We start from the raw sequence: 12,475 nt of genomic DNA on the forward strand, positions 1-12,475 counted from the left end.
TTACTATTTTTTTTACTATTCTTTGATTAAATCATTTATTAATTCTTTCCATATTTTTCTTTGCGTGTTTTGTCGATAGGCTGTTTTTATTAGTTTTAATGTTTTTTCGCCTTCTTCTGTTAGGCGGTATATTTTCACATCTTTCTTTTTATGAATTCCAGGGTAGAATTCTATTAATTTGTGTTCTGTCAGGGTCTTTAAAAGAGGATATATTTTGTTTGCTTTTGTTTCTTTCATTAATCCTACTTCTATTTGTGGCATAAAGAATTCATCAATCTTCTTCATTATTAAATAGCCATGCATATTTCTTTTAGATAGAAACCATAATATTAGAAATATTGTAAAAGCTTTACTGGCTCCTTTTACAAAAATGTTGTATTCGATGAGTTTATTCAATATATCTTCATCATATATTATATTATTATCTTTATCATTTTTTTCCATATTTTTTAATATATTTTTTTGTATATATAAAAATATTGATATTATTGTTATTTTTTTATTAATTTATTATATTTTTATTTATTTTTAACTTGTTTTATACTATATATTTTTATTCATTAAAATGTGATTTCCTAAATTTTTCATACTGGTAAATGTGATAAATCTAAATAGTATCAAATACAAACATTTTATTATAATTAATTTTTTTTTTAAAAAAATTACAAATATTTATATTAAAAAATAAACAAAGTATTAATTAATAATTATTATATTATTTAATAATATAGTAATTATATTGATAATTTTATAACATTTTAAGGGAAGAATGGTAAACTTGTCAAAATATATTGTAGTAACTGGTGGAGTAGTAAGTTCCATAGGAAAAGGAATAACTTCAGCATCAATAGGTAGAATATTAAGGTCTTATGGAGTAAATGTAACCGCAATAAAAATAGACCCATACCTAAACTGGGACTCCGGAACATTAAATCCATACCAACACGGAGAAGTATACGTAACAGATGACGGAATGGAATGTGACCTAGACTTAGGACATTACGAAAGGTTTCTAGACACAGAACTATCCGGAAAAGCAAACATCACAACAGGAAAAGTATACTCATCCGTCATAGAAAAAGAAAGAAAAGGAGAATATTTAGGATCCTGTGTACAAATAATACCACACATCACAGAAGAAATCAAAATAATGATACGTGATGTAGCCAAAAAAACAAAAGCAGAAGTAGTAATGGTTGAAGTTGGAGGAACCGTAGGAGACATAGAAAGTCAACCATTCATTGAAGCTGTAAGACAACTAAAAAACGAAGAAGGACATGAAAACTGTATGTTTGTACATGTAACCTATGTACCTTACCTAAAAGCAGCTAAAGAATTTAAAACAAAACCAACACAACACAGTACAAAAGAACTAAGAGGATTAGGAATAAACCCTGACATGATAGTATGCAGATCAGAACTATTACTAGATGACAACTTAAAAGAAAAAATAGCACACTTCTGTGACGTACCAAAAAATGCAGTCATAAATACACCTGATGCACATTCAATCTACGAAGTACCATTAACAATGTACTCCGAAAACGTTGGAAACATAGTTCTAGACCGCTTAGGAATGGAAAAACCAAACAAAGCAGACTTATATGAATGGAGCCAAATTGTAGAAGACTTAAAAATAGAATCACCAAAAGTAAAAATAGGTGTTGTAGGTAAATACATTGAACTAGAAGACGCATACATAAGTATCAGAGAAGCTCTAAAACATGCAGGTGCTGCAAACAAAGTTAAAGTTGAAATTGATTGGATAAAAGCAGATAATGATTTCAACATAGATTCTCTATCAAAATATGATGGATTATTAATTCCTGGAGGATTTGGAGAAAGAGGAATATCCGGAAAAATAGAATCTGTTAAATACGCAATAAACAATAAAATCCCAATCTTTGGTATATGCTTAGGATTACATGCAATGTCAATAGCAATAGCTCAACTAAATGGACATCCTGAAGCAAATAGTACCGAGTTTGATGAAGATTGTTCCTGTCCTGTGATTGATATGATGGAAGAACAGAAGAAAATTAACAACATGGGTGGAACTATGAGATTAGGAGCATATCCATGTAAAGTTAAAGAAGGAACTATTGCATATGAAGCATATAAAGATTCACAGGTATCTGAAAGACATAGACATAGATACGAAGTTAATAATGAGTATCGTGATTTATTAACTGATTTTGGTGCAGTAATTTCAGGAACTTCTCCTGATGATTTCTTAGTTGAAATGATTGAACTTAAAGATCATCCATGGTTCTTAGGATGTCAATTCCATCCAGAATTTAAATCAAGACCTAATGCTCCTCATCCAATATTCAAATCTTTCATTAAAGCAGCTAAAGACAATAAACAAGGCAAGTTTTAATTCTTTTCTTCCCTATTTTTTTTAGAAAGACATTATGAATTTGTATATAATTAAAATATTTGGAATAATTTTAGTAACTATGTGTTGTTTAATCGCAACATATACTGATGTCAAATATCAAATAATACCTAATAAATTAACATTTACAACAATCATTCTTGGTATTAGTTTAGTAAGTATTTATTTTTCTTTAGTTGGACATTTTAATCTTTTTTATTACATTTCAATATGTGCAGTATTTGTATTCTCATATATCTTATGGAAACTTGGAGTATGGGCTGGTGGTGATGTTAAATTATTTACTGCAGTATCTACATTGCTCATACCAGATTTTATGAATATATTGCCTAGTTATGTCATAAATGGTATTTCTTTACCGTTTAATATATTTTCTTTGAGAGTACCTGCGTTTTATGTAATGTTTAATAGTATACTGTCCATAATACCTGTTGTTCTAATATATGTGTCAATAATAATTATGAAAGATAAACCTTATTTAAAAGAAAAGTTCATCCAATCTTTTAATTTTAAAGATGTTTTATTAACAGTAAATTCATTAATCATATCTTATATGATAATTTCAGAATTAAATGTATATCATACTTTAATAAAAATAATATTTTTACTAATATTGTCTTATATCCTGTCAAAAATATTGAAATATAAAATAATACTGATAATATCCACAATATTAGTAATATCTCAGCAGATATTAACAGCTAATCTGATATTCTACTTAACTGAATTTATTATAATCACAGTATTAATTACGGTTAAAAATATTTATCATAAGAGCATAATACAGGATGCATTAACACAAAATATAGATATGAATTTATTAGAAGAAGGAATGATACTTCAATATCCATTATACTATAAAAATCAACAATATTACTTTGATAAAAGTAATTGGTATGATTTCAAAGATAAAGGAGAGTTAATATGTTCAAACAATGCATGTGGCTTAACAAATGTTGAAATAAAAAAATTAAAAAAGGTATATGTCAATTCAACAATATCTATAAAAAAAGGATTATCTTTTGCTCCATTTATATTAGCAGGATTAATAATTACATTATTGCTGGGAAATACGTATCAGCTTTCAATTTATTTGGTGGGGTTGATATAATTGGATAATAAAGGCCAAATAGCTTTGGAATATTTGTTAATATTTTTTATTTTATTGATTATATTGTCAATAATAACTATTCCCCTTTTATATGATGGTATTGAAGCTACAAATGATGTGACAAAGACGGTTAAGGTTAAAAGTTTTTTAACAGAACTTCAAAAGAATGTTAAATTAATATATTCATTGGGTGCTGGTTCCAAGAGAACTATAGGTGTTTATGTTCCAGCAGATATGGTTATTTATTATACTCTTCGTAGTGGAAGACATTATGTTTATACTAATTTGATGTTATCTGATGGTTCTAATAAGAGGGTAGAGTTAGAAATGCCGTGTAAAGTTTCGTTTAATAATAATAGTAATCATTATTATTCGAGTTTAAGAAAGCGTTGGTATTATAATGTGGAGGTTAGATGGATTGAATCAGCAAATGGTGAGAGGAGTATTAATATAATTTTTAAATGAATAAATTTTATTCTTCTTTTTTATTTGCTAATTCTTTTAATTCTTTGTACATAATTTTTCTGTCTTCTTCTGATCTGTTTTCATGGTATACTATTTCTTCTAATTCTTCTTGTCTTCTTATTATAGTGTTTAATATTTCGGTTATAGGGTCTGGTATTTTTCCGTGTTCTAAGTCACGTTTATGTTGGCTTTGTTTACGTATTGATTCTAATGTTCTTCCTGGTATACCTACTATTGTTGAATCTGGTGGTGCTGGTTTTGTTACTACTGATCCTGCGCCTATTTTACAGTCATCTCCTATTTCTATGTCTCCAAGTACTATTGCGTTGGTACCGATTACTACTCTGTCACCTATTGTTGGATGTCTTTTTTTTGCTTCTAGGCTTGTTCCTCCGAGTACTACTCCTTTGTATAGTAGAACATCATCTCCTACGATTGTTGTTTCTCCGATTACTACTCCCATTCCATGGTCTATGAAGAATCTTCTTCCGATTGTTGCTCCGGGGTGTATTTCTATTCCTGTGAGGAATCGGTTTATGTGGGAGATAAATCTTCCGATTAGTTTGTGATTTTTTTTCCAGAACCAGTGTGCGATTTTATGTAGCCATAGGGCGTGTAGGCCTGGATAGCAGAGTATGACTTCTATTGTGCTTTTTGCTGCAGGATCATTTGAGAAAACAGTGTTTATGTCTTCTTTTATTGTCTCAAACATTGTTTCAGTTCCTTTTTTGGTTTATGTTTTTTCTTTTTTCTTTATATACTTTTATTGTTCTTTTTATTTATTTTTTCTTGACAATATAATTATATAACTATAGTTATATTTATATATAATTATAACATATATTAATTTGTAGTCAAGAATATGATAAATTTATAATTTAACATTGTTATTTTATAAATCATTAAAAAATTATATCTAAAAATTTTAATATTATTATATTTCAAAATTTTAGAAAAATAAATAATTAAGTAAATAATTTCAAATTATAATAATCATTTATGATACAATAAAATATAACAATTGTTATACTTAATTTAATATCAAAACCCAATAAAATAAAAAAATCAAAAAAAATAAAAATAATAATAACAAAAACAAAAAAAGATAGGACGTGAAAAAACATGACAATAGAAAATATACCAATATTAAAAAAACCAATAGCAAACGACATAACAGAAACAATAGGAAACACACCACTAGTAAAAATAAACAAACTAACTGAAGGAATCGACGCAACAGTACTAGTAAAAGTAGAATCATTCAATCCAGTAAGCAGTGTAAAAGACAGAGTAGCAGTATCATTAATAGAAGACGCAGAAAAACAAGGAAAAATAAACAAAGATACAACAATCATCGAACCAACAAGTGGAAACACAGGAGTAGCACTAGCATTCGCAGCAGCAGCCAAAGGATACAAACTCAAAATAATACTACCAGAATCATTCTCAATAGAAAGAAGAAAACTAGTAAAAATATTCGGAGCAGACCTAGTACTAACACCAGCATCCGAAGGAATACCAGGAGCAATCAAAGAAGCAGAAAGACTAAACAAAGAAATAGAAAACTCAATAATACTACAACAATTCGAAAACCCAGCAAACCCAAAAATACATGAAATACTAACAGGAGAAGAAATCTACACAGACACAGACGGAAAAGTAGACATAGTAGTATCCGCAGCAGGAACAGGAGGAACAGCAACAGGAATAGCAAGAGCAATAAAACCAAAAAAAGAAAACTTCCAACTAATAGTAGTAGAAGCAGCATCATCACCAATAATCTCCAAAGGAGAAAAAGGACCACATAAAATACAAGGAATCAGCCCAGGATTTGTAGCAGACACATTAGACCTCGATGTAATAGATGAAGTAATAACAGTAGAAGACGAAGATGCAGGTAAAGGAACAATCAACTTAGCACAAAAAGAAGGAATCCTCGCAGGAATATCATCAGGAGCAGCAATACACGCAGCAATAGAAGTAGCAAAAAGACCAGAAAACAAAGGAAAAACTATAGTAGCAATATTACCAGATACTGGAGAAAGATATTTAAGCGTAGACTGGTTATCTGAAATATATTACGATTTAGATTAATAAATCTAAATTATTCCTCCTTTTTATTAAATTTAATATTAAATTTTCAAACATAATCACAAAAAACAACCATCACTACAAATTTATATAATAACTAATTTTTACATAAAAACCTATACAACTTTTTTAATATTTGAAAAAACAAACATATTAATATCTGAAATTCTTGAAGGATAAAAATATGATAAATGTAACAACTTTTTTAGATGCTAACGCTTGTAGATTAGATAAGCCAGTATATTATTCCATAGACAAAAACAAGAAATATACATCACGAGATATCTTAGGAATAATATCACACTTGGGAAGAACATTAAAAAAATTAGGAATAAAAAAACAAGACAGAGTAGTAATATACCTAGAAAACTCTCCAGAATACTTATTCTCCTTCTTAGCATTATGGAGAATAGGTGCAGTAGCAGTACCAACAAACAGAATATACACAATACCCGAACTAAAATATTACATAAAAGACTCAGGTGCAAAACTAATCATAACCGACCATGAAATAAATGAAATAGACATTCCATGTTACCAAATACCATTATTAGATGAATATACAAATGAAAAAATATTGGAAGCAGAAAACACATCATGGGACGATTTATGTCAATTACAATATACAAGCGGAACAACAGGCAAACCAAAAGGAGCAATGTTAACCCATGGAAACTGGTTTAGTGCAATACACAATGAATGTGACGTGCTAAAAATGAATCAGGACAGTGTCATGTTCTGCATTTACCCTATGGCACATGTCGGAATCTCATGGGCAATTTCAGCACTAAGAGCAGCAGCATTATGCATAACCAAAAACAGATACACATTCGAAGAATACCTTGACATTATATATGAAAACAGTGTAACTCATGCAACAGGAATGCCACCAGTAATACATTCAATAGTATCAAACCCAGAACTAGTATCTAACAAACTATACACAGTAAAATGCATAATATCTGGTGGAGGACCATTACACCAAGACACGTGGAAAAAATTCTATAAAAAATACGGAATACCCGTACTAAATGCTTATGGATCATCAGAAACAATAGTCATAGGAACAGGAACAGTCATACGACCAGAAGATTATGCCTCAGCAGATAAATATGAAAGTGTAGGACACCCCGTATGTTTCACAGAAATAAAAATTGTTGACACTGAAGATCCATCAAAAACATTAAAACAAAAAGAAACAGGAGAAATAGCACTACGTGGACCTTCCACCACAATCGGATACTGGAATAACCCACAAGCCAATAAGGAAACATTCACAGAAGACGGCTGGTACCTGTCCGGTGATATAGGATACATTGATGATGATCAAAGACTATTCATAACCGACCGTAAAAAAGACATGATAATAATGTCTGGATGGAAAATATACCCTACCGAAGTTGAAGAAGTATTAATAGCACATGACTCAGTAGATGAAATAGCAATATTCAGCATACCTCACGAACATCGCGGAGAAATACCAGCTGCTGCCGTAATATGGAAAGAAGAACCTGATGAAGAAGGATTACTAGAATATGCCCGACAAAACCTGGCAAGATATAAAATTCCTAGAAAAATTTTCACAGTAACAGAATTACCTCGAGTAAATAATTGGAAACTGCTAAGAAAAGACTTAAAAGAAAAATTATTATAACATTTAATAAAATTCTCCCCAAAAAAATATTTTGTTAAGATTAATATATTTAAATTATAAAAACTATAATAACTATTAGATATAACTAATTAATCAGAGTGTTTAATATGCATGGAAAGAATATAAGTGAGAATGTAGAAGAATATTTAGAAACCATTTACAAAAAAAGTCTCACAGATAACATGGCAAAGACAACAGAGATTTCAAAAGATTTAGGAATCGCTCCCGGCAGTGTAACACAAATGCTTAAGAAATTAGAAGAAGAAGGTTACGTAAATTACTACCAATACAAAGGAGTAAAATTAACAGATAAAGGTTATAAAATTGCAGAAAGTATAGTTCGTAAACATAGATTACTGGAAACATTCTTATACAACACATTAGGTATTGAAATGGAAGACCTACATGAACAAGCATGTGCAATGGAACATTCATTATCTGATGAAGCCGAAAGAAAATTATGCCAACTATTAGAATACCCAAATCAATGCCCAGATGATCATAATGTTATCCCAGTATGTGACTTGGACATAGCCACATGTTATGAATGTTCAAAAATGCAAAGCATTAAAGATATACCTAAAAGAATAGAAAACCTAATATCTGTAGGAAACATGGCTCCAAAAGAAGTTGGTACAATAAAATTTATCCGAGGAGACAATGACCAACTCAAGGAATTGCTCGATATAGGAATAACATTAGAAACTAAAATAACATTAATTAGTGCTGCACCATTAAATGGACCTGTAAAAATATTAGTTGAAGATAAAGAAGTACAAATTGATAAAGATGTATCCTATAATTTATTTGTAGTAATCGAATAATATATTAATTAAAAAAATAAAATATTAAAACAATAAATTATGGAGTGATATATATGGCAAAATATAAATGTATGTTATGTGGATGGGTATACGACTCAGAAAAAGGAGACGAAGCACACGGAATAGCACCAGGCACATCATTTGAAGATTTACCTGATGACTGGAAATGCCCATTATGTGGTGCAGGAAAAGACATGTTCCAAGCACAATAAGTTAAGTAATATAATTACTAACTTCCTTTTTTTTCTTAAAATAATCTTTCTAACACTATTTTTAATAAAATTTATCATTTTATAAAGTATTTTATTCTCAAATATTATTTTTTCTAAAAAATATAACTATTATATAACTTAGATTACATATAAGTAATTAATTATGATTTAATCATAAAATTTTGAAAAAAGTATAAGGTGGTGAAAACATGTTACTAGTTGAAGGAGTAGTTGGTGGAAAAAAATACAGAGAACCATTCTCAAAAGGAATCCTTTCAAAATCATTAGTAAGATCAGAAGTTGATCCAGACAAAGCATATGAAATAGCTTCTGAAGTAGAAGAATCAATCACAAACGATGGGACAACAGTAATTTCAGTTACTGATTTAATAAAAATAGTTAAAGAAAAACTAAAAGAAGACGACCCAGTATTAGCAAAAAAATATATAATATGGAAAGAAATAAGAAGATCTAAAGATCCATTAATAATACTTATAGGTGGAGCATCAGGGATAGGAACATCATCAATTTCTTTCGAATTAGCAAATAGGCTGGGAATAAAAAGTTTACTAAGTACTGATATGATACGTGAAGTAATGAGAAAAATGGTATCAAAACAGTTATGTCCAACACTATTTGAATCAAGTTACACAGCAGAAGAAGCATTAAAAACACCCGCACCACCAGAATTTGATAAAACATTACTCGGATTTAAAGATCATGTAGAAACAGTAAGTGTAGGATTAACCGGCGTAATAGAACGTTCAATAAAAGAAGGTATAAGCATAGTAATAGAAGGAGTGCATATAGTACCAGGATTTATTGATGAAGAACTATTAAACACACCAAACGTTTACATGTTTGTATTAGCATTATCCGATGAAGAAATACATAGAGGAAGATTCTACTCAAGATGTCGTCAATTATGGGCAAGAAGACCATTAAAAAGATACCTTAAAAACTTCACATCAATTAGAAAAACACATAATTACATAGTAAATGTTGCAGATAAACATGATGTACCAGTAATAGAAAATATTGATGTAACAACAACTATAGATGAAATAATAGAACACATCTTAGAAGTAAAACAACAAGAAAGATTAGAGAAAAAACAAAAATAATCTAATCCACATTTTTTTTAAATATATGTGCTGTGTGAAAACTAATTTTGCTATGCTAATTGCAAATAGTTTTATATGATGCATTGAACATAATCTCCTACAATATTCCATAGTTATGAACATGATTATAATAACTTTTTCTTAAAAACTTTAAAAAAGAATTCTTTGCACGCTTCAATAACACCTATTATTAATATAACAATTAAATTACATATAATCTCTTTTTCCAATATTTTTTAATTATTCGTTTATTAAATCTAATAAAGTATTTAAATATTAATTAATAATAAATATAAATTACTAAACGATTAACAATGGTGATGTAATTAATGATAAACAATAATTTAAAAAAGATTATATTACTACTATCACTCTGTTTTCTATTAATAGGAATAGTAAGTGCTACCAGTACCAATGACACTACAACAAAAACAAGTAATATGATTAAAGAGGAAAAAAATGTTGATACAAGCATAGCAAAAACAAATATCATCAATAAAAATGTGAACAAAGAAGTCAAAAAAGCACCTAAAAAAAATAATACAAAATTATCTATAAGTTTAAACCAATCAAAAGCAATATTGAATGATAAAGTCAAAGTAACAGTAACCTTAAAAGATAACAAGAACAAACCAATAAAAAATCAAAATATTTCAGTAAAAATTGGTACAAAAATATATACAAAAGTAACAAACAAGAACGGTAAAATAGTACTAAACTATAAAATAACAGATAATAATGTACTTGGAAAGAATATCACAGCAAAATATAAAGGAAACACAGTTTACATATCATCAAAAGCAACTAAACTACTAAAATCAAACGAAGCAACAATCTACAATAAAAAAATGAAACAAATAGCCACATATATTGACAAAATAGAAAAACTAGAAGATGCCATAGATATGGTGGAAGATCGGTTAGATGATAAACATATCTCATTTAACACAGCATATAAACAAATAAATTCTTATATTACAAGTTCAATAAATTATCTGAATAAAGCAATAACAACTTCAAACGATTTATACAAATATTTAACAGATAAAAACAGAAAAACATTCATAAACTTGAATAAAAATGAATTAAAAACAGTAAAATCAATAATGTTAGAACATCAGAAAATCTGGAAACAAACAAAATTATTTGTTGATGGAAAAATATCAGAAAAAACATTTAATTCACGATTATTCTCTTTGGATAATAAAATTGAGAATTATGATGATGCTCTTGATATCATCGAGTTTAAAATAAAAAATTTGTATCTTAAATATCCTAGTTTAATTAAAGGTGTTGAAAAATATTTTATTGATTAAATATAATATTTAATCTTTTCTTTTTTTTATTTATTAAATTATTATGTCTATTTTTTTGCTCTGAATTACTAGTTAACATTTCTAGTAATCTATCATTATTATTAAGTTTTTTTTAGAAAAAGAAAAAAATTATGGGAAAGATTTAAGCTTTCCATAATCCGTGAAGAGTACAGAATTCTCTTGCTTCTACTGAATCTGCTTCAGGGATTTTGAATGTTGCTTCAGGTTTGTCACCAGGATTTAAGTACTGTTTGTGGATTTGTCCATCAGCAATTAATTCTATCATTGCAATGTAATGGTCTTCATCCATTGGGTGTTCTACTTCTCCTACTTTAACATGGTATCCATCTTCAATTCTTGTTACGATTGGAACGTGTTTTGGAGATCCTTCACCTTCAGTTTTTGCTTCTATAACATTTAATTGTGCTACATCAACATCTTGTCCTGGTTTAATTATTTCAATAATATTTCCACTATTTTTACATAAAACTATGCTTGTTTTATCAAAATCTGCCATGATATTTAACTCCTAATCATTTTCTATAAAAAAATGGTTTGGGTGGTGAGGTGTAAGCTTCTATATACTTAGAAGTCTTCTTGTGATAATTCGAAGTATGCGGATGGGTGTTCACATATTGGACATACTTCTGGTGGTTTTTCTCCTTTGTATACGAAACCACATTTTCTGCATACCCATGTAATTTCTTCGTCTCTGTTGAAGAATGTTTCTCCTTCTACCATTGCTAGTAATTTTCGGTATCTTTCTTCGTGGTGTGCTTCTACTAGACCGATGTTTCTTAATCTTGCTGCTATTGTGGAAAATCCTTCTTCTTCTGCTACATCAGCAAATTCTGGGTACATGGATGTAGCTTCTTCGTTTTCTCCTTCTGCTGCTGCTTTAAGGTTTTCGGCTGTGGTTCCGTATGTGAATCCTACACTTGTTGGGATGTCGATACAATCTGCATCTTCTTTTAATTCTTGTATCATTTTAAATAATACTTTTGCGTGTTGGAATTCGTTATCTGCTGTTAATAGGAATATTTCAGCGATTTTTTCGAATCCTTCTTTTTTTGCAATTTTAGAGTACATTGTGTATCTGTTTCTTGCTTGACTTTCTCCAACGAATGCTTTGGATAAATTTTCTAATGTTTTTACCATATTAAATCACCTTTTTTTATAACAAAACTTATTAAAATTTATTTATTTATTGTTTTATTATAAAGGTATTTATCTGTTTTTTAAGTATATATAAATTATTATTTTTAATAAAAAAAGTAAAA

At 28.8% G+C, this 12,475-nt stretch carries 13 protein-coding genes; 9 read left to right on the forward strand and 4 right to left on the reverse strand.

The window, feature by feature from the left end; genetic code table 11:
- Positions 1-15: 15 nt before the first annotated feature.
- A complete protein-coding gene (locus PXD04_RS15325) occupies positions 16-444 on the reverse strand; it encodes a PadR family transcriptional regulator (protein ID WP_323735694.1) in 429 nt (142 codons plus the stop codon).
- A 325-nt stretch (positions 445-769) separates the two neighbouring features.
- Between PXD04_RS15325 and PXD04_RS15330 the strand changes: the two genes are divergently transcribed.
- From PXD04_RS15330 to PXD04_RS15340, 3 genes are read left to right on the forward strand one after another with little or no spacing between them, the layout of a single operon-like run.
- The gene (locus PXD04_RS15330; protein WP_323735695.1) at positions 770-2,380 is read left to right on the forward strand and encodes a CTP synthase; all 1,611 of its coding nucleotides are present in this window, start codon (positions 770-772) and stop codon (positions 2,378-2,380) included.
- Positions 2,381-2,420: 40 nt separating this feature from the next.
- Positions 2,421-3,509 (forward strand): prepilin peptidase, encoded by a 1,089-nt coding sequence (locus PXD04_RS15335; protein WP_323735696.1) that lies wholly within the window; start codon positions 2,421-2,423, stop codon positions 3,507-3,509.
- Positions 3,510-3,974, forward strand: coding sequence for a class III signal peptide-containing protein (locus tag PXD04_RS15340; RefSeq protein ID WP_323735697.1), 465 nt, complete (start codon positions 3,510-3,512; stop codon positions 3,972-3,974).
- Positions 3,975-3,981: 7 nt separating this feature from the next.
- Here the strand turns inward: PXD04_RS15340 and cysE are convergent, their stop codons facing one another.
- The gene (gene cysE / locus PXD04_RS15345) at positions 3,982-4,686 is read right to left on the reverse strand and encodes a serine O-acetyltransferase (RefSeq protein ID WP_323735698.1); all 705 of its coding nucleotides are present in this window, start codon (positions 4,684-4,686) and stop codon (positions 3,982-3,984) included.
- A gap of 416 nt (positions 4,687-5,102) precedes the next feature.
- Here cysE and cysK point away from each other — a divergent pair, with 416 nt between their 5' ends.
- The 6 genes from cysK to PXD04_RS15375 all read left to right on the forward strand — a co-directional run bounded on the left by cysK (position 5,103) and on the right by PXD04_RS15375 (position 11,195).
- The gene (gene cysK, locus PXD04_RS15350; RefSeq protein WP_323737458.1) at positions 5,103-6,068 is read left to right on the forward strand and encodes a cysteine synthase A; all 966 of its coding nucleotides are present in this window, start codon (positions 5,103-5,105) and stop codon (positions 6,066-6,068) included.
- Between the two features lie 181 nt (positions 6,069-6,249).
- Positions 6,250-7,719, forward strand: coding sequence for a class I adenylate-forming enzyme family protein (locus tag PXD04_RS15355; protein ID WP_323735699.1), 1,470 nt, complete (start codon positions 6,250-6,252; stop codon positions 7,717-7,719).
- A 107-nt stretch (positions 7,720-7,826) separates the two neighbouring features.
- Complete coding sequence (locus tag PXD04_RS15360) at positions 7,827-8,543, forward strand: metal-dependent transcriptional regulator (RefSeq protein WP_323735700.1); 717 nt, start codon at positions 7,827-7,829, stop codon at positions 8,541-8,543.
- Between the two features lie 53 nt (positions 8,544-8,596).
- Positions 8,597-8,755: a rubredoxin gene (gene rd, locus PXD04_RS15365; RefSeq protein ID WP_323735701.1), complete on the forward strand. Its 159-nt coding sequence runs from the start codon at positions 8,597-8,599 to the stop codon at positions 8,753-8,755.
- Positions 8,756-8,964: 209 nt separating this feature from the next.
- A complete protein-coding gene (locus PXD04_RS15370; RefSeq protein ID WP_323735702.1) occupies positions 8,965-9,879 on the forward strand; it encodes a 2-phosphoglycerate kinase in 915 nt (304 codons plus the stop codon).
- 329 nt (positions 9,880-10,208) lie between these two features.
- Positions 10,209-11,195, forward strand: a complete 987-nt coding sequence (locus PXD04_RS15375) for a hypothetical protein (RefSeq protein WP_323735703.1) — start codon at positions 10,209-10,211, stop codon at positions 11,193-11,195.
- Between the two features lie 142 nt (positions 11,196-11,337).
- Here the strand turns inward: PXD04_RS15375 and PXD04_RS15380 are convergent, their stop codons facing one another.
- A complete protein-coding gene (locus PXD04_RS15380; RefSeq protein WP_323735704.1) occupies positions 11,338-11,712 on the reverse strand; it encodes a desulfoferrodoxin family protein in 375 nt (124 codons plus the stop codon).
- A gap of 68 nt (positions 11,713-11,780) precedes the next feature.
- Positions 11,781-12,353 (reverse strand): rubrerythrin, encoded by a 573-nt coding sequence (gene rbr, locus PXD04_RS15385; protein WP_323735705.1) that lies wholly within the window; start codon positions 12,351-12,353, stop codon positions 11,781-11,783.
- Positions 12,354-12,475 lie beyond the last annotated feature (122 nt).

The sequence above is a fragment of the Methanosphaera sp. ISO3-F5 genome (assembly GCF_034480035.2).
In the GTDB taxonomy this organism is placed as follows: Archaea; Methanobacteriota; Methanobacteria; order Methanobacteriales; family Methanobacteriaceae; genus Methanosphaera.